This is a genomic window from Nocardia sp. 852002-20019_SCH5090214 (genome assembly GCF_001665865.1).
Lineage (GTDB): Bacteria > Actinomycetota > Actinomycetes > Mycobacteriales > Mycobacteriaceae > Nocardia > Nocardia nova.
Genome location: NZ_LZMK01000364.1, coordinates 19,829 through 37,995, shown reverse-complemented (window position 1 = coordinate 37,995; position 18,167 = coordinate 19,829). Strand labels below are relative to the sequence as shown.

Below are 18,167 nucleotides of genomic sequence, written 5' to 3'. Positions count from 1 at the left end.
CAGTGACTACGGGGATGGTCTTCGAAGAACTGTGATCCACCGTCCGGAGCGAGCACATCGGCGAACCGATGCGGGACCCCGCCGGACGGCGGAGCGGATATCACTCCGCGGCAGCAACCTGCAGATCGAACTTGGCAATCACGTCGGGGTGCAGGTGCACGGTGACGTTGTGCTTGCCGGTGCTCTTGATGTGCGACTTCGGCAGCTCGATGCTGCGCTTGTCGAGCACCGGGCCGCCGGCGGCCTTGACCGCACCGGCGACGTCGGCGGTGGTGACCGAACCGAACAGCTTGCCGGTGCCGGCGGTCTTCACCGACAGGGACACGCCCTCCAGGCCCTCGATCGCGGCCTTGAGCTCCTTGGCGTGGTCCAGGTCGCGCACGCGGCGAGCGTCCTGCGCCCGGCGGATGCCCTCGACCTGCTTCTCGGCACCGCGGGTGGCGACGATCGCCAGGCCGCGCGGCAGCAGGTAGTTACGGCCGTAGCCGTCCTTGACCTCCACGGTGTCGCCGGGCGCACCGAGGTTGTCCACATCAGCAGTCAGAATCAGCTTCATCGTCTGCCTCCCGTTCTCAGCGAGCCGTGGACACGTAGGGCAGCAGCGCAACCTCGCGAGAGTTCTTCACCGCGACGGCGATGTCCCGCTGGTGCTGCACGCAGTTGCCGGTGACGCGGCGGGCGCGGATCTTGCCGCGGTCGCTGACGAACTTGCGCAGCAACGCCGTGTCCTTGTAGTCGATGACGGCGCCGGTGCCCGAGCCGTCCTTCTTGGCTTTCTTGTCGTCCTTGCAGAACGCGCAAGCCTTCTTCTTCAGCACCTTTTCGCGTGCCGGTGCTTTGGCCATGGGTCTTCACTCCGTTTGCCTGGGAGCCGCATAGCGCGGGCCCCGATATGTGAGCCGTTCAGAACGGCGGTTCGTCGTCCATCTGGCCGCCTCCGAAGGAGCCGGCCGCGGGAGCGCTGCCCCACGGATCGTCGCCGGCGGAACCCTGTCCGCCGCGACTGCCACCGTTGGAGCCGCCGAAGCCCCCACCACTGCCGCCGGAATTGCCGCCGCCGAAACCACCACTGCCGCCACCGCCGCGCGAGGTCTTGTTGACCTTCGCGGTCGCGTAGCGCAGGGAGGGACCGACCTCGTCGACCTCGAGTTCCACGACCGTGCGCTTCTCACCCTCGCGGGTTTCGTAGGAGCGCTGCTTGAGCCGTCCGCTCACGATCACGCGAGCGCCTCGGGTCAGACTCTCGGCGACATTCTCCGCGGCCTCACGCCAAATGTTGCAGCGCAGGAACAGTGCCTCGCCGTCTTTCCATTCGTTGGCGTTGCGGTCGAACACCCGGGGAGTCGAGGCGACGGTGAAATTGGCCACCGCCGCGCCCGCGGGCGTGAATCGAAGTTCCGGATCTGCCGTCAAATTGCCGATGACGGTGATTACGGTGTCGCCTGCCATGGTTCCTCCTGGTCTCCGGTGCGATCAGCTGTGCACTCGCCTGTTGCGCTAGAGCCTAAGGCCAGGCAACGACAAGTGCGGTTTGCTTTCCGGCAGGTATGCCAGGGGTCTTACTTCTTGTCCTGCCGCAGCACCTTGGTGCGCAACACCGACTCGTTCAGGCCCAGCTGACGGTCGAGCTCGCTGACCGTGGCCGGCTCGGCGGTCAGGTCGACGACGGCGTAGATGCCCTCGGCGCGCTTCTCGATTTCGTAGGCCAGCCGGCGGCGGCCCCAGAGGTCGACCTTGTCGATCTTGCCGCCCTGTTGCGAGACCACACTGAGCATCTTGTCCAAGTTCGGACCGACAGTGCGCTCGTCCAGGTTCGGATCGAGGATGACCATCACTTCGTAATGACGCACGGGAACCCATCACCTCCTGTGGACTGTGAACGGCCACGGACTTTCCGTGGCAGGAGGGGTCGTTGCGTCAGCAACCCGACAAGGCTACATGAACGGCCGGTCCGGACCCGAATCCGGGGCACCGGGTGCGAAATGGGTCTCCTTCCCGGGGAATAACGCCGTCCGCGGGGTAGCCCACCTATCGTGGTGCACATGCCGATTCGACCCGCCGATCGTTGGGACCGCGGCGGCGGCGACGGCGTGGCCGCGGAGGTGGCCGCGTGGCCGATGCCGTAGTCCGGGCGCGCGCCACCGGCCGGGTCGCGGCCGCGGCCGCGGTGCTGGCCTGCGCGGTGACGCTGATCTTCGCCTATCTCAACAAGGCCCGCTGCGCGGGCGCGCCGTTCGACGGCGACGGGCGCAGTCTGATCTTCGACCGCATCAAGGATGCCGAGGTCTGCTATTCCGACATCCAGTTCCTCTGGCTCGGCCGCGGCATCGACGAGCATCTGTTTCCGTACGTCGGCGGCGGCATCACCCCCGACGGCACGCTGACCGGTGGCGCCGTGGAATATCCGGTACTCAGCGGACTGCTGATGTGGCTCGGCGCGGCCGGGGTGCACGACGACGCCGGCTTCCTGCTGCACTCGGCCCTGCTGCTGGCGCCGTTCGCCCTGCTGACCGCCTGGATGCTGGGCCGGATGTCGGGAGCCGTCGCGCTGCTGTGGTCGGTGGGCCCGCCGCTGGTGCTCTACGCCTTCCACAACTGGGAACTCCCGGTGGTGTGCACGGCCGTCGGCGCGGTCTACGTGATGACGACGCTGACTCGATATTCGTTGCGCACCAGGGGAATTGTCGCGGCGGTCCTGCTGGGCATCGGGTTCTGCCTGAAGTTGTATCCAGGGATCTTCGTGCTGCCGCTGATGCTTCACATATTTCTCGGCGAGCCGGACCTCGGCGAGCCGCGGCCGGATACCCACCGCCGCGGCTACGACCCGGGCGGTGCGCTCGCGGCCGCGGGTGCGGCGATCGCGACGGTGGTGGCGATCAACCTGCCCTTCGCGCTGCTCGGCTACGACGGCTGGCGGGCCTCGTTCATTTTTCAGCAGATGCGCCAGGCCGACATCACCACCAACTCCGTCTGGTACTGGGGACTGCGGCCGATGTTCGCGCAGGGGCAGAGCGGGGAGGCGTCGTTCCAGGACGTCGTGGCGACGGCCTCGCCGATCCTGGTGGTCGTCTCGTTCGCGCTGGCTATCTGGTTGGGGTGGAAGCGTTTTCCCGCCCTCGGCTACTACCCGTGGGTGGGCGTGAGCGCGGCGATGCTGTGTGGATTCCTGCTGTTCCACAAGGTGCACTCACCGCAGTACACGCTGTGGATACTGCCGTTCTTCGTCCTGCTCGAGGTGCCGTGGGCGGCGATCGGCGCCTATCTGCTGGCCGATCTGGCGCTCGGCATCGGGGTCTTCCGCTACTTCCATGCCCTGGGCAGCGGGACGGGTGCGGACTTCTACGAGAAACTCGTGCAGTTCGGAGTGTGGGGACGCGCGATACTGCTGGTGTTCTTCTTCTTCGCGTTCGTCCGCGCCCGCCCGCGCGGATATCGGCCGATGGTGTCGCCGGTGGCGCGCGAACTCGTTCCCGCGCGGTGACTTACGGCTTGCCGCGGCGAGCGCGGAACGACGCGCTCTTGGCGCGGTTGCCGCACAGCGTCATATCGCACCAGCGTCGCGAACCCGCGCGGGAGGTGTCGAGGTAGAGGCGTGTGCAGGTGTCGCGGCCGCATTGTTTGATCCGATCGCGATCGGGTCCGCCGAGAAGTTCGATCGCCTCGGTCGCGATCCGGGCGAGGGCGTGATCGCAATCGCCGCGCCGGGTCACGCCGGTGTCGGCGCGCAGGGCGATCGAGGGTTTCGGCCCGTCGGCGATCCGATTCACCAGCACGCGGTCGGCATCGCGCCACGGCTCGCCGACGCTCGTGGCCAGGGCCAGGCGGTACACCGCTTCGCGCAGTTCGACCGCCCGCGCGAGTGCGGCCGCGTCGCACTGTGCCGCGGAGTCCAGTAGTCCGGCCGCGATCAGCCATTCGTCGAGTGCGGCGGGAGCCGTCAGCAGATCGATGAAACCGGCGTTGCGCTCCTGGACCGTGCCGGCGAAATCCAGGGCCAGGTTGCCGCTGACGAAGGTGAACACCTCCCTATAGTAACCCCCTTGACAGGTTAGTTGCCCCGATGTCAGGGTTGATAACCAGTTGAAGCGGTTACTTGGGAGGCGTCGTGCGGAACCGACTGATGGAGACGGCCGCGCCCGCGGCCTTCGTCGTGATGTGGAGCAGCGCGTTCATCGCCGGCATCATCGGCGTCGGCGCGGCGCCGCCGATGGTGGTGCTGTTCGCACGCTTCGCCTTCGCCGGGGTGGCCTTGGCCGCGTATGCCGTTGCCGTGCGGGCGACATGGCCGCGTGGCCGGGAACTACTGCATGTCGCCGTCGCCGGCTTGCTCATGCAAATGGTGCAGTTCGGGGCCTTCTACACGGCCATGGCCGAGCATGTGTCCGCGGCGGTGATCTCCCTGGTACAGGGATTGAATCCGGTGGTGATCGCACTGTTCGCCGGGACCGTGCTCGCGGAGTCGGTCACCGTGCGGCAATGGATCGGATTCGGTGTCGGCGGCATCGGGGTCGGACTGGCCGTCTTCGATCAATCCCATTTCTCCGCAACGGGTTTGGTGCTGTGTGTGCTCGGCCTGCTGGGCCTGAGTCTCGGCACGGTCTATCAGAAGCGTTTCGTGCCGCAGGTCGACCCTCGCACCAATACCGCTGTGCACGTTCTGGTCAGCGCGCCGGTGGCCGGAATCTTCATGCTCGCGAGCGGCAGTACCCATATCGCCGATCCCCTTCGGTTCGCCGGCTCGCTGGTGTGGATGGTGGCGATCAACGCCGTCGCGTGCTTCCTGTTGCTGAACGCCATGCTGCGGCGCTGGGACGCCACCCGTGTCGGCAAGCTGTTCTTCGTCACCCCGCTGGTCACGGCGGTGCTGGCCTGGCTGCTGATCGCACAACCGTTGCGCCCGTCGACGATTGCGGGCCTCGGCGTCGGCCTGATCGGGATGGTGCTGGCCTCGCTGCGGTCCGGAACCCGGCGGGATGCCGCGCCGGCCGGGGAGCCGACATCGCCGGTACCCGGCGGTGTCCGGGAGCATCGGGCGGGCGTTGCCGCCTGACGTGCGGGCGCGCCCGACCGGGCGTTACTGCGGCTCGCCCTGCGCCGCGCTGATCACGCCGTCGAGCACGTCGCGGGTGCGGACCAAATCCTTGATGCACGCCTCGATGCGCTTGCGTTCGGCGGCAAGGGTTTCCGTGAGCCACGGTGTCGCGGTCGCCGCGGGTGTGCCGTCGGTGTCGTTGATGCACGGGAGCAGTTCGGCGATGGTGCGGCTGTGCAGTCCCGCGGCGAACATCTCCTGAATGCGAACGACACGGTCCACGGCCTGCTCACGGTATTCGCGCTGACCGCCGGAGGTCCGGGTCGAGGCGAGCAGGCCCTGGCTCTCGTAGTACCGCAACGATCGCACGCTGACGCCCGTGCGTCGTGCCAGTTCACCGATGCGCACCGGTTTCTCCTTGCACCTCACATTGATGTCAGGTTCTACGGTACGCGCATGCTGTTGCTGACCGACTATCACGCACACCACCTGCATCTGCCCAATCGCGTCGTGATGGCGCCGATGACTCGGCTGCGCTCCCGTCCCGACGGTTCACCCACCGCCGATGTGGCGACCTACTACGCCCAGCGGGCGGAGGCCGGACTCATTGTCACCGAGGGCATCTGGCCGCATTCCAGCGGGCAGAGCGAGGCGTGGGTGCCGGGCCTGGCCACCGAGACGCACATCGCCGAATGGCGCCGGGTCACCGACGCCGTCCACGGCGCGGGCGGCCGGATCTTCGCCCAGCTCATGCACGGTGGCCGGTGGGGCCATCCGCTCGCCCGGATCGACGGCACCCTGCCGGCCGGTCCGTCCGCGGTGCCGGCATCCGATCCGGTCCACCTGCTCGACGGCGGGAAGGCTCCGGCGCCGCACCCCCGTGCCATGACCCGCGCCGAGATCGCACAGGCCGTCCAGCATTACGCCGATGCCGCCGCCAACGCGCTCGCCGCCGGATTCGACGGTGTCGAAATCCACGGGGCGAACAGCTATCTCGTTCATCAGTTCTTGGCCGACAACACCAATCTGCGCACCGACGAATACGGCGGCACGATCTCCAATCGCATGCGATTCGCACTCGAGGTCATCGATGCCGCTGCCGCGGTGGCGGGTTCGCATCGAGTCGGGATCCGGCTGTCCCCGGGCAATCCGCAGTTCGGGATGCGCGAGGCAGATCCGGCGCCGCTCTATCGCGCCCTGGTGGGTGAACTCGCAGGGAGAGATCTCGCCTATCTGCACCTCACCGACAACGACGACTATCCGGCGCTCGACGATCTGCGCCCGCGCTGGAACGGCACACTCATCGCCAATGTCGGCGAGAACCGCGCGCCGACCACACCGGCGGCGGCCGAGCGGGTACTCGCCGACGGCCGAGCGGATCTGGTGTCCTTCGGGCGCGCCTTCGTCGCCAACCCCGATCTGGTGTCGCGGATTCGGCACGGGCGAGCGCCGGCACCGGTGCGCGAGGACGGTCTCTACGGCCGGGGACCGATCGGATACACGGACTACCCGTCCTGGACCGACCGCGACGAGTGGGTCGCTTGAACGGCGATCACAGCGCCGATGACCGCCCCGTTCGCATGCCGTCGGCTCGCTCATCTCGGGCTTCGTGGCATGCGTTGCGACGGGCATCGGCGTGTTCCATTGTCACAGAACCGCACCCGGTTCGGTGCCGGGGTTCCGGGATTACTGCCAGCGGGCCAGCAACCGGTTCGCCTCGGTGCTCAGTGCGCGTTGCAGGAAAGGCCCGAAACTGACTCGGGCAACACCCAATTCGGCGAACCACGCCCGATCGCCCTGATCCGGCAGACCGATGGCGTTGACGGGCAACGGAAGTTCGGCACAGAGCCGGCGCAGGATCTCCGGATCGCGCTGGCCCACCGGATACAACACGTCGGCACCCGCGTCGGCCGCCAGCCGCATCCGCTCCAGCACCCGCTCCACGCGATCCGGGGTGTTCTGGTCCTCGCGCAGGAACAGATCGGTGCGGGCGTTGACCACCACGTGCACACCGGCGGCATCGGCCGCCTGCCGCAGTCCGGCAACGAAGTCGGCGTGCTCGCTCGGCTCACGCAGGCGGCCACCCTCGCTGTGCACCGAATCCTCGATGTTGAGGCCGACCGCGCCCGCCTCCAGCAGCCCGTCGATCAGTTGTGCCGGCTTCAGGCCGTAGCCGGATTCGATATCGACCGAGACGGGAATGTCCACGGCCGCGGTGATTTCGCGAACCCGGGCCATCGACTCGGGATAGGTCATCCCCTCCTGATCCGATTTGCCCAGCGAATCCGCCAGCGGATGGCTGCCGACGGTCAGTGCGGCGAAACCGGCCGCCTGCACCAGATTCGCCGACCACGCGTCCCAGACGGTCGGCAGAATCGCCGGGTCGCCGGGGCGGTGCAACTCGAGGAAGGTGGTCGCCTGCTCGCTCAATGCGGTCATGTGTCGATCCTGGCCCATGAGCGGGTGTTCGCGCCAGAGGCCGGATACGGCGCCCTGGGTTGCAGGGCCGACGGCAACCACGGCAGCGCCGGGTCCTGCGCGCGGTCCAGAATTCCGCCCACCGGATCGTCGGCGCCGTCGCTTCGCACGAGGTCCAGGTCGGGCCGGTAGATCTGGCGGACCACCAACGCGCACAGGCCCACGACCGCGAGGTCGCGGATCAGGACCGCGCTGGTGAACCACTGTTCGGGGACGCCCTTGTCCTCGGTGCCGAGGTAGTAGTACATGCGCGGGAACCACACCAGCGCGTCGATCGTCATCCATGCCAGCAGGATTCGCCGGTGCGGCAGGGCCAGCACCGCCAGCGGCACCAGCCACAGTGAATACTGCGGACTCCACACCTTGTTGGTCAGCAGGAACGCCGCCACCACCAGGAAGGCCAGCTGTGCCACCCGGGGTCGGCGGGCGGCGGTCAGCGCGATGTAGCCGATCACCGCGCAGGCGGCCGCGAACAACACCAGCGACACCGTATTCAGTGCGGTCGGAGTGTCGGAGGAGGCGAGTGGACCGTCGAAACCCTGCCAGCCGGTGAAGGAGGTGACCACGTTGTAGAGCGAATCCGGATCGGCATGGCGTTCACTGTTGAGCCGGAAGAATTCCCACCAGCCCTCGGTGAACGGCACGGCGATGGGCAGATTCACCGCCAGCCAGGCCAGCACCGCCGACACCACCGTCACCAGCGCCGCGCGCAGCGGGCTGATCCGCGCCCCGGCCAGATAGTCGCGCAGCGCGGCGATCACGTTGTTGCCGTTGCGCCGCAGCTGTTCTCGCAGGCCCGGCAAGCGGTCGCGGCCGTCGACGCGCAGGCACAGCACCACGATCGGGCCCAGCAGCAACAGCGGATACAGCTTGGCCGCACCGCCCAGCCCGAGCAGTATCCCGGCCAGGACCGGTCGCCGCCTGGCCCACGCCAGCAGGCCCGTGGCCGCGAAAGCCGTTGCCAGGGCGTCGAAATTGGTGAATATGTGCACGAGCACCAGCGGTGAGAGGGCCACCAGCGCGGCATCCCAGATGCGGCGGCCCGAGAGCATCGCCGACGCCCACACCGTCACCAGCCAGGCCAGTGCCAGTCCCACGGCGACGACGTTGAAATACACCACCACCGACAGCGCCTTCGGCAACGGCAGCGACATCCAGATGTTGGCGACCTCCATCGCCAGGTACTGGTAGAGGCCCGACAGCACCGGATACTCCATGTACCGGGTCTGCAGCTTGCCGTCGGGACCGACCTCGGTCCACTTCTTCTTGTAGGGGAACGCGCCCTCGTCGAGATGCTCGGCGCCGTAGAGCGGCACCGTGTCCGAGTAGCACATGGCCACGTACTGGCGGCCGTTGTTCCAGTCGAGGGTGAGATGGCCCTCCGAGGTGGTCGTCTGCTGGATGCAGCCGGCCTTACCGGCCCAGCCGAAGGCGAGGAACACCACCGCGAAGGCCAGCAGGATGCGCAGCGGAGTCCAGAAGCGGGCCCTGCCGATCAGGGCGTGGTCGCCGACCGGGCCGCCGATCGTGCTGCTCAACTGCGCGGTCATCGAATCGGTGCGGCTGGGTTTGTCCCGGCGGGCCGCCGACCTCCGATCCGCCGCGAGGGGCGCCGCGGAGACGAAACCGGTGGCGGTCTCGACACCTTCGTCACCGAACGTCGAGGCCGCCACCGGCTGTTGTTCACTCACGCCACCCGAGGCTACCGGTGACTGTTGGTGTACCCGTCTCCTGTCCCGTCGGTACTGTTGCCGACGCCCGCACCCGGACGCTGGGACCGTGAATTGCCGCTGGTGTCACCGGAGTTGGAGGTGCTCGGTGACGTGCCGTCGGCGGGCGCCACCGGTTGCCCCGGCAGCGGCCCCGTGTCCTGCGACTGCGGCTGGTTCTGCTGCGGTTGTGACCGCGGGTTCGGCTGGATGCCCGGCACCGGAATGGTGATGCCCGGCAGGATCTCGACCTGCGACGGCTTCACCACGACCGGCGGCTGATACTCCTGCTGCGTGGTGCTCGGCGCGGTGTAGGGCGCCGAGAAGGACGGCACACCGGCTTGACCGCCGATCGCGGCCGGCTTCGGGAAGTTCTCCTTCGGCGTCCCCTCGAGCGCGCCGTCCATGGTGTCCTTCCAGATATCCGACGGCAGGCCGGAGCCGTACATGATCGAGCCGCCGGGCGTCTTCAGCGCGACACCGTCCGCGGTACCCACCCAGACCGCTGTCGACAGCGACGGGGTGAAGCCGATCATCCACGCGTCCTTGTTCTGACCGGTGTCACCGAGCTGGGTGGTACCGGTCTTGGAGCCGGACAGCCGGCCGCCGGCCAGGCCGTGGTTGCGGGAGGACGCGGCGATCGGTTGCATCGCCGACGAGAGGTTGTCGGCGACCGCTGCGGAGATCCGCTGCTCCCCGGCGACCTGTCCGCGGTCGAGCAGCACCTGACCGTCGGCCGTGACGACCTTCTGCACGAAATGCGGCTTGTGATACACACCCGAGGCCGCGATGGTCGCGTACGCGGAGGCCATATCCAGCGGCCGCACCTGGTACTGACCCAGGATGATGCCGTTGTTGGGCCCGGAACCATCGGGTTCGGTCAGGGTCTGGCCCACACCCGGAATCGTGTCGGGGATGCCCATCCGATGCGCCATCGCCGCGATCTTGGCCGGGCCGTCCGGCATATCGAGTTCCATGCGGTAGAAGCTGGTGTTCAGCGACCGCTTGAGTGCCTCGGCGATGGTGCAGGTGCCGCAGGTTTCGCCTTCGGCGTTGGTGATCTTGATGCCGTTGACGGTCAGATCGGAACTGTCGTACATCGTCGACAGCGGCTTGCCGAGCTCCAGATTCTCGGCCAGGCCGAAGACCTTGAAGGTCGAGCCGGACTGCAACCCGGCATTGGCGAAGTCCCAGCCGGTTGCGTTGTCGCCACCGTAATAGGCGCGCACCGCACCGGATTTCGGATCGACCGAGACGACCGCGGTCCGGACCTCGTCGCGTTCACCCTGCATGTTCTTGTGCACGGAATCGATCGCCGCCTGCTGGGCCTTCTGATCGATCGTCGTGGTGATCTGCAGACCCTCGGTGTTCAGCTGGGTATCGCTGATGCCGGCCTCGGACAGCTCGCTGAGCACCTGCCGCTTGATCAAGCCGTTGGGGCCCGCGGTCTTGTTCTCGCTGTCGTCCTTGGCGCTGGACGGCAGAACCTTGGGATACACCATCTTGGCGCGTTCGGCGGCGGGTACGGAACCGGCCTTGACCATGCCGTCGAGGACGTAGTTCCAGCGCTGTTCGGCGCCCTTCGGGTTGTTCTCCGGGTCCAGGCCGTACGGCTGGTTGATGGTGGCGGCCAGCATCGCGCCCTCTTCGACCGTCAGCTGTTCGACCGACTTGCCGAAGTAGGCCTTGGCCGCGGCGTCGATGCCGAAGGTGCCGCGACCGAACGGAATCGTGTTCAGATACGCGGTGAGGATGTCGTCCTTGCTCCACTGCCGCGCCATCTTCGCCGAGATCACCAGCTCGCGCATCTTGCGGCTCAGCGAATGCTGATTGCCGACCATCGCGTTCTTGACGTACTGCTGGGTGATCGTCGAACCACCACCGGCGGTGTCCTTGCCCATCAGGTTGTCGCGCGCGGCGCGGGCGAAACCGCTGATGGAGAAGCCCGGGTTGGAGTAGAAGTCCCGGTCCTCGGCCGCGATCACCGCATTGCGCACGTGCGGCGGGATCTGGTCGATGGTGACGTCGGTCCGGTTACCTTCCGGCGGAACGATTCTGCTGATCTGCGTGGTGCCGTCGGAGGCCAGGATCGTGGCGACCTGAGGGGTTTTGAGATCGCCCGGCTGGGGTATCGAGACCGTCGTGTACGCGATCAGGAAGACCGCGCTCGGCACCACGATGGCCAATGCCACCAGGACATAGATCACTCGGCGCACGATGCGCCACGGGGATTTCTTCTTGGTCTTCGGGCCCCTGCCCGCCGATCCACCCGGACCGTCACCGCCGCCGTTGCCCTTGCGCGGCGGCGGACCCGACGGGGGCGTACCGCCGGCAACCGCGCGGCGTCCGCCGGTGCCCGGACCGGATCCGGGACGCGTCCCGGCGCCACCGGGAGCCGACCGGTTGGCCGCGGTCGAGCGCGGGCCGCGCTGCGCCATCGCCTCACCGAGGGTTCCGGCCGCGATCTTCTGGGTGGCCTGAGGTTTCTGCTCGCCCGGTTTGGCGATCTTCTGCGTTGCCCCCGCCCCCGGACGCGGTGCCGGGTTCGCGGGACGGCGCGGCGGGCCACCGGCCGGATTCGGCTGACCGCCGCGCACCGTGGGCTGCCCGCCCGTGCGTGGCGGGCCACCGGCCGGGCCGCGCATCGGCGGCGTGCGGTCACCGCCGGGCGGCGGGCCGGGGCGTCGTGGTGGGCCACCGGCCGGATTCGGCGGTCCGCCCGGCTGGCCGCCGCGGGGACCGCCCGGTCCCGGGGGCGGTGCCTGGCGACGCGGCGGTAGCGGCCGGGCGCCGGGCGGGTTGCCGCCTGCCGGACGCGGTGGTTGACCACCGGGTCCGGATTGCGGGCCGCGCGGGGGCCGACCGCCGTTCGGTCCATCGTCGTAAGGCGAAGTCACAGCCTGGATCTCCATAACTCGATACGGTCCGGATAGCTCGGTGCGGGCGTGCGCGGCCGTCGTCGGCCGGTATGGGAACCGCTCCACATATCAGTCGAGTGTGCCCGTCATTCGGCGGCAGTCCGACGAGCGCCGCCACCACGACGGCGCCGCGGTGCCGGGGTGTGCCCCAGCACATACGACTGCACCAGATGATTCCAACTACAGGTCCGGCACACCTCGACCACGTGCACCGAGAACTCTTCCCGAGTCTCGGCCAGCCGCACCAGTTCCTCGGGGGTTCGGGCCGAACCCGCGATCGGTCCCAATCCGTCGCCGTAGACCCACGAAACGAGCGTGAGCTGCTCTTTTCGGCAGATCGGACAGGTGACCTCGCTCCCCCGCCCGTGGAATTTCGCCGCACGCAGCAGGTACGGATTCGCATCACATACCTCGGCGACGTCCACACGGCCCGCATAGACATCGGCCAGCAGCGACCTGCGCCGGAGCGCATAGTCGACCACCTGCCGCTGAATTCGCACGGGTCCCAGAGTACTTGCGTCGGCGGGGGCACGGCATGCCACCGAGAGAAGCCACACGTTCCTTTCCACTCACTATATCGGTCCGATATAGTTTGTAATCGCATCCATCGGTTAGGTCTGTTCAATACAGTCAGGAGGTGAGGCCCGTGCTCGAACTCGCGATTCTCGGGCTGCTCCTGGAGTCACCCATGCACGGCTACGAGCTGCGCAAACGGTTGACGGGCCTGTTGGGACCGTTCCGGGCCTTCTCCTACGGGTCGCTGTACCCGACGCTGCGGCGCATGCAGACCGACGGTCTGATCGCCGAGGAGAGTCCGGCCGGCGCGGTCACCCGCCGGGCCCGCCGGGTCTACCAACTGACCGAATCGGGTCGAGAGCGGTTCGGTGAACTGCTCGCCGATACCGGCCCGCAGAACTACACCGATGACGGCTTCGGCGTTCATCTCGCCTTCTTCAGCCGCACCCCCGCCGAGGCGCGGATGCGGATCCTCGAGGGCAGACGACGGCAGGTCGAGGAGCGCCGAGAAGGACTGCGGGAGGCGATCAAACGCGCCAGCGGAACACTGGATCGCTACACCCGCCAGCTCCATCAACTCGGTCTCGAATCAAGCGAGCGCGAAGTGCGCTGGCTCAACGAGTTGATTGCAGCGGAGCAATCAATGAAGGCGGCACCACAGAAAGAGGGAAATGTCGGCCATGAGTGATGTCAACCCGGCTGCCAATGAGATTCGCGTGGCCATCGTCGGCGTGGGCAACTGCGCCTCCTCGCTGGTCCAGGGCGTGCAGTACTACAAGGACGCAGACGAGAACTCGACTGTGCCCGGCCTCATGCACGTCAAGTTCGGCCAGTACCACGTGCGCGATGTGAAGTTCGTCGCCGCATTCGACGTCGACGCGAAGAAGGTCGGATTCGACCTGTCCGATGCGATCTTCGCCAGCGAGAACAACACCATCAAGATCTCCGACGTGCCGCCGACCGGCGTCACCGTCCAGCGGGGCCCGACCCTCGACGGCATCGGCAAGTACTACGCGCAGACCATCGAACTCTCCGAGGCCGAGCCGGTCGACGTCGTGCAGACGCTGAAAGATGCCAAGGTCGACGTGCTGGTTTCGTACCTGCCCGTCGGTTCGGAAGATGCCGACAAGTTCTACGCGCAGTGTGCCATCGACGCCAACGTCGCATTCGTGAACGCGCTGCCCGTCTTCATCGCCTCCGACCCGGCCTGGGCGCAGAAATTCGTCGACGCCGGCGTGCCGATCGTCGGTGACGACATCAAGTCTCAGGTCGGCGCGACCATCACCCACCGCGTGATGGCCAAGCTGTTCGAAGACCGCGGCGTGCAGCTGGACCGCACCATGCAGCTCAACGTCGGCGGCAACATGGACTTCAAGAACATGCTCGAGCGCGAGCGCCTGGAGTCCAAGAAGATCTCCAAGACCCAGGCGGTCACCAGCAACCTGAAGAAGGAGCTGGGCGCCAACGACGTGCATATCGGCCCGTCCGACCACGTCGGCTGGCTCGACGACCGCAAGTGGGCCTACGTGCGCCTCGAGGGCCGCGCCTTCGGTGACGTGCCGCTGAACCTGGAGTACAAACTCGAGGTGTGGGACTCGCCGAACTCGGCCGGCATCATCATCGACGCCGTGCGCGCCGCCAAGATCGCCAAGGACCGCGGCATCGGCGGACCCGTCATCCCGGCCTCGGCCTACCTGATGAAGTCCCCGCCGAAGCAGCTCGCCGACGACATCGCGCGCACCCAGCTGGAAGCGTTCATCATCGGCGCTGAATAGTTCGGCCTCGCTTCGCTCGGCGGGTTCGCGGCCCCTAGGGCTCGCCGATGCGGCGCCGTGGCTTGCTCCTTCGTCGCTTGCGCCACGGCACCGCATCGGCGAGCCGGCCGCGAACGGGGCCTCCTCGAGGTCGGCCCGTGCGGGGTTGCGTCAGGCGCGAATGTCGCTGTGAATATCAGGCTTCGAAATCAGGCTGGGCCCCTGCGGAAATCGCGGGGGCCCAGCCTGATTCGTTGCTTTTCGTTCGGCGGTCAGTCGAGCGACACGTACACCTCGACCGAGGTGGGGCCGGTGTAGCGTTCGATCTCCGCGGTGTGGGAGCGGGTGATCGTGCCGGCGCTCTCGGCCTTGGCGACCTTGGCCCAGGCGGTGCGGAGCAGATCGTAGGGCTTGTCGGAGACGACGAATTTGGCATAGCGGCCCGCGGGAATGCGGGTGATCACGTCGCCGGTGTCGAGTTCGTCGAGTCCGCCGAGTTCGTAGCCGAGGACCGCGACGGCGTGGTCGTCCTGGCCGATGTAGGCCGCGACGCGCGGGACGTTCTTCTCCCGCGACAGATAGCGGTCCCAGGTGAAGTTCACCAGATCCAGATCTCGTGCGGTCACCTCGCGCCCGGCCAGCGGGACAGTGAGTCCCCCGACGAGGCTCGGTTCCAGGGTGACGATTTCGAAGTCCACGAGTCCCTACCTGTTCTCGCCGGAATCGGCTTGGGCCACACCGTTGTTCAACGCGTCGGTCAGCGGATCGCTCTGCAGGGCGACGAACACCTCGACCGTGCGCGCCTCCGGATAGTGCTCGAAATCGCCGGTGTAGGCCCGCACCAGCGCGCCGGCCGCTTCCAGATCCCAGACCGCGCGCCAGATCGAGACGATGGTGTCGCCCAGGTTGTCGCCGGTGCGCAGGAAGCGCGCGAACTTCGCCGCGGGGACGCGGGCCAGCACATCACCGGGCTGCAGATCGTCGAGGCTCTCGCACCGGTAGCCGACGATATGGGTCAGATAGGAACCGATCTCGGGCGCGTGGTCGACATATGCGGTCGCCGGCGGGCCGGGTAACCGGCGCGCCAGAGTTCGCTTCCACGCCTCTTCCACCTTCTGCCGGCGCGGTCCCTCGACCGCCAGCGCCGGGCTGCGTAGCACCGTGCCCGCCACCAGTGTCTCGTGGCGCTCCACCACTTCGAAATCCACCCGTGTCGCCCCTAATGTCTCGTGTTCAACCCCGTTCCACCCTATCGGCGTGTGCTGGATGATGGCCGGATTACTCCAATTCGTTTCATCACAGCGTGCCGGATCGGACCGTCATCCCGGAACCGGGACGGTCAGCCCCGGAAAGATCTCCACCTGCCGCGGCGGCGGGGGTGGTGGCGGTGGCGGCGGAGCGGGCGGAATGACGATCACCGGCGGCGGCTGCTGCTCCGACTGCGACGGCGGTTGCAGGACGTCGAACGGCGCGTTCCCGGTCGGCTGCGGCGCCGCGGTCTGGGGCTCCGGCTCCGTGAACGGCCCCGCCGAATTCAGTGGCGGGGGCGCCGCGAACGGCCCGGCCGCCGCGCTCGGATCGGGATTGGCGAACTGCTCGACCGGAGTGCCGGCGAGCGCGCCGTCCATGGTGCGCTTCCAGATGTCGGACGGCAGCCCGGAGCCGTAGATCAGGCCGCCGCCCGCCGTCCGGATCGGCTCCGGCTGATCGGTACCCACCCAGACCGCGGTGGACAGCGACGGGGTGAAACCGATCATCCAGGCGTCCTTGTTCTCGCCGGTGTCTCCGAGCTGCGTCGTCCCGGTCTTGGCCGCCGACGGACGCCCGGCCAGCGTGTGGCCGTTCGAATACGCCGGGATGGGCTGCATCGCCTTGGTGGCCGTATCGGTGATCCCGCGCGGGAAGCGCTGCTGCGGCGGCGGCAGCTGCCCGCCCCCGGGCGCCCCGCGATCGAGCAGTACCCGGCCGTCACCGGCCACCACTCGCTGCACGAAGTACGGCTGGTGATAGCTGCCCGACGCCGCGATGGTGGCATAGGCCGACGCCATATCGATGGGCCGCACCGAGTACACGCCGAGGACGACCGTCGGCGCCGGCTGCCCGTCGGGTTCCGACAGTGAGGTGCCCGGTACGCCCGGGATCTGCTGGGGGATACCGGCTTGGTGGGCGGCATCGGCCACCGCCCGGGGCCCGATGGCTTGGGTGAGCCGGATGAAACTGGTGTTCAGCGAACGCTTGTAGGCCTCGGCGAGACTGCAGGTTCCGCAGGATTCACCCTCGACGTTGGTCACCCTCACCCCGTTGACAACGACCGGCGAACTGTCCAGCTGGGACGTCAGCGTGAAGCCCTGCTGCAGCGCCGCCAGCACGGCGAAGGTCTTGAAGGAGGACCCGGTCTGCAGGGGAGCCTGGGCGAAGTCGTAGCCGACTCCGTCCTCGCCGCCGTAGTAGGCCCGGATCGCACCCGAACGCGGATCGATCGACACCACCGCACTGCGCAGCTGCGGCGGCTGGCCGTCGAGGGTGCGGTGCACCGCGTCCAGCGCGGCCTCCTGCGCTTTGGCGTCGATGGTCGTCGTGATCTGCAGCGCACCGGTGTTGATCTCTTGATCGCTGATCCCCGCCGCGCGCAACTCCTTCAGCACTTGGGTGCGGATCAACCCGGCGGGGCCGCGGGCGGCGTCGTCGTCGGGTTTGGGTGCGGGCGCGATCGTCGGGAATTGCACCTTGTCGCGTTCGCCGAGTGTCAGCACGCCCATCCCGACCATGCCGTCGAGCACGTAGTTCCACCGGGCTTTCAGCTGGTCGAGGTGCGTCTCGGGGTCCAGGATCGACGGCGTGCGCACCACCGCCGCCAGCACCGCGCCCTCGGCTAGGGTCAGCTGCGAGACCGGTTTGTCGAAGTAGGCGCGCGCGGCCGCCGCGATCCCGTAGGCATCCCGGCCGTAGTAGATGGTGTTGAGGTACGCGGCGAGAATGTCGTCCTTACTCCACTGCCGTGCCATCTTCGCCGAGATCACCAGCTCCCGCATCTTGCGCGACAGGGTGCGCTCCGAGCTGAGGAAGGCGTTCTTGACGTACTGCTGGGTGATGGTGGATCCACCGCCCGCGTCGTCGCGGCCGAGCAGATTGTCGCGCGCCGCGCGCAGGAAGGCCGGCGCCGAGAATCCGGGATTGCGGTAGAAGTCGCGATCCTCGGCCGAAAGCATGGCGTCGCGCATGGTCTGCGGCACCTCCGACAGCGGCACCGGCGTGCGATTGCCTTCGGGGGGAACGATTTTCGCCAGGACGGTCGTTCCGTCGGCGGCGGTGACGGTGGCGATCTGATTGGTCTGCACCGCACTCGGATCGGGTATCTCGGCGCTCCAGTACGCGAGCACCAACAGCAACGACGGAATCGCGACGAAGATCAGGAACAGGGCCAGCAGCAGACGCCGAATCCGCTGACCGCGTGTGCGCGGCGGGCGTTCGCGGGCGCCGGCCGGTTTCTCGCGGCGGCGGGGACGCCCGCTGTTCGGCCGGGACACACCGTCGAGCTGCTTCCACCCGGCAATCGAGGCATAAGGCGCCGTTTCCGGGCGGCCGCGCCGCGGTTTGCGGGTCGAGCTCACGATCATCTCCTCCCGGAGCGTCGGCGAACCAGCGAGAAACAACGATCCCGTCCAGCCTACGGGGCCGGTCGGTGGTCAACCAGAACAGCTAATACCCAGTAAATCGTGATCCCGCTCGAAAACCGGTCACGACCGGCCGACGGCGCATC

General features: G+C 67.8%; 18 protein-coding genes. 5 read left to right on the top strand and 13 right to left on the bottom strand.

The window, feature by feature from the left end:
- Positions 1-100 precede the first annotated feature (100 nt).
- The 4 genes from rplI to rpsF all read right to left on the bottom strand — a co-directional run bounded on the left by rplI (position 101) and on the right by rpsF (position 1,850).
- On the bottom strand, positions 101-556 hold the full coding sequence (gene rplI, locus A5780_RS27865) for a 50S ribosomal protein L9 (RefSeq protein WP_030514150.1): 456 nt from the start codon (positions 554-556) through the stop codon (positions 101-103).
- Positions 557-572: 16 nt separating this feature from the next.
- A complete protein-coding gene (rpsR, locus tag A5780_RS27860; protein ID WP_025353551.1) occupies positions 573-845 on the bottom strand; it encodes a 30S ribosomal protein S18 in 273 nt (90 codons plus the stop codon).
- A 58-nt stretch (positions 846-903) separates the two neighbouring features.
- Positions 904-1,449 (bottom strand): single-stranded DNA-binding protein, encoded by a 546-nt coding sequence (locus tag A5780_RS27855; RefSeq protein ID WP_063014306.1) that lies wholly within the window; start codon positions 1,447-1,449, stop codon positions 904-906.
- A 110-nt stretch (positions 1,450-1,559) separates the two neighbouring features.
- Positions 1,560-1,850, bottom strand: a complete 291-nt coding sequence (gene rpsF, locus A5780_RS27850; protein ID WP_030514152.1) for a 30S ribosomal protein S6 — start codon at positions 1,848-1,850, stop codon at positions 1,560-1,562.
- Between the two features lie 260 nt (positions 1,851-2,110).
- On the opposite strand from rpsF, the gene A5780_RS27845 reads away from it, so the two are divergent.
- Complete coding sequence (locus tag A5780_RS27845; RefSeq protein WP_064910199.1) at positions 2,111-3,481, top strand: glycosyltransferase 87 family protein; 1,371 nt, start codon at positions 2,111-2,113, stop codon at positions 3,479-3,481.
- Between the two features lies 1 nt (position 3,482).
- Here A5780_RS27845 and A5780_RS27840 read toward each other — a convergent pair whose 3' ends face one another.
- Positions 3,483-4,022, bottom strand: coding sequence for an ABATE domain-containing protein (locus A5780_RS27840; RefSeq protein ID WP_064906349.1), 540 nt, complete (start codon positions 4,020-4,022; stop codon positions 3,483-3,485).
- 83 nt (positions 4,023-4,105) lie between these two features.
- Here A5780_RS27840 and A5780_RS27835 point away from each other — a divergent pair, with 83 nt between their 5' ends.
- A complete protein-coding gene (locus A5780_RS27835) occupies positions 4,106-5,050 on the top strand; it encodes a DMT family transporter (RefSeq protein ID WP_231983120.1) in 945 nt (314 codons plus the stop codon).
- Positions 5,051-5,074: 24 nt separating this feature from the next.
- Here the strand turns inward: A5780_RS27835 and A5780_RS27830 are convergent, their stop codons facing one another.
- A complete protein-coding gene (locus A5780_RS27830) occupies positions 5,075-5,440 on the bottom strand; it encodes a MerR family transcriptional regulator (protein WP_030514156.1) in 366 nt (121 codons plus the stop codon).
- A 48-nt stretch (positions 5,441-5,488) separates the two neighbouring features.
- On the opposite strand from A5780_RS27830, the gene A5780_RS27825 reads away from it, so the two are divergent.
- Positions 5,489-6,577, top strand: coding sequence for an alkene reductase (locus tag A5780_RS27825; protein WP_064910197.1), 1,089 nt, complete (start codon positions 5,489-5,491; stop codon positions 6,575-6,577).
- A 141-nt stretch (positions 6,578-6,718) separates the two neighbouring features.
- On the opposite strand, the gene A5780_RS27820 is transcribed toward A5780_RS27825, so the two are convergent.
- The 4 genes from A5780_RS27820 to A5780_RS27805 form a co-directional block, all read right to left on the bottom strand.
- Positions 6,719-7,471, bottom strand: a complete 753-nt coding sequence (locus A5780_RS27820) for an isocitrate lyase/phosphoenolpyruvate mutase family protein (protein ID WP_063014298.1) — start codon at positions 7,469-7,471, stop codon at positions 6,719-6,721.
- Positions 7,468-9,183 (bottom strand): glycosyltransferase family 87 protein, encoded by a 1,716-nt coding sequence (locus A5780_RS27815; protein ID WP_063014397.1) that lies wholly within the window; start codon positions 9,181-9,183, stop codon positions 7,468-7,470. Before A5780_RS27815 ends, A5780_RS27820 begins: the two co-directional genes overlap by 4 nt.
- Before the next feature lie 29 nt (positions 9,184-9,212).
- Positions 9,213-11,864 carry a transglycosylase domain-containing protein gene (locus A5780_RS27810; protein ID WP_231983119.1) on the bottom strand — a complete coding sequence of 884 codons (2,652 nt, stop codon included), beginning with the start codon at positions 11,862-11,864 and terminating at the stop codon, positions 9,213-9,215.
- Positions 11,865-12,223: 359 nt separating this feature from the next.
- The gene (locus A5780_RS27805) at positions 12,224-12,637 is read right to left on the bottom strand and encodes a DUF5318 domain-containing protein (RefSeq protein WP_030514161.1); all 414 of its coding nucleotides are present in this window, start codon (positions 12,635-12,637) and stop codon (positions 12,224-12,226) included.
- 146 nt (positions 12,638-12,783) lie between these two features.
- Between A5780_RS27805 and A5780_RS27800 the strand changes: the two genes are divergently transcribed.
- Both A5780_RS27800 and A5780_RS27795 read left to right on the top strand, forming a co-directional pair.
- Positions 12,784-13,341 carry a PadR family transcriptional regulator gene (locus A5780_RS27800; RefSeq protein ID WP_036507131.1) on the top strand — a complete coding sequence of 186 codons (558 nt, stop codon included), beginning with the start codon at positions 12,784-12,786 and terminating at the stop codon, positions 13,339-13,341.
- Positions 13,334-14,428, top strand: a complete 1,095-nt coding sequence (locus tag A5780_RS27795) for an inositol-3-phosphate synthase (protein ID WP_064906355.1) — start codon at positions 13,334-13,336, stop codon at positions 14,426-14,428. Before A5780_RS27800 ends, A5780_RS27795 begins: the two co-directional genes overlap by 8 nt.
- Positions 14,429-14,679: 251 nt before the next feature.
- Here the strand turns inward: A5780_RS27795 and A5780_RS27790 are convergent, their stop codons facing one another.
- The 3 genes from A5780_RS27790 to A5780_RS27780 all read right to left on the bottom strand — a co-directional run bounded on the left by A5780_RS27790 (position 14,680) and on the right by A5780_RS27780 (position 18,024).
- Positions 14,680-15,105: a GyrI-like domain-containing protein gene (locus tag A5780_RS27790; protein ID WP_030514164.1), complete on the bottom strand. Its 426-nt coding sequence runs from the start codon at positions 15,103-15,105 to the stop codon at positions 14,680-14,682.
- A gap of 6 nt (positions 15,106-15,111) precedes the next feature.
- Positions 15,112-15,615, bottom strand: coding sequence for a GyrI-like domain-containing protein (locus A5780_RS27785; protein WP_063011594.1), 504 nt, complete (start codon positions 15,613-15,615; stop codon positions 15,112-15,114).
- A 111-nt stretch (positions 15,616-15,726) separates the two neighbouring features.
- On the bottom strand, positions 15,727-18,024 hold the full coding sequence (locus A5780_RS27780; RefSeq protein WP_064910196.1) for a transglycosylase domain-containing protein: 2,298 nt from the start codon (positions 18,022-18,024) through the stop codon (positions 15,727-15,729).
- Positions 18,025-18,167 lie beyond the last annotated feature (143 nt).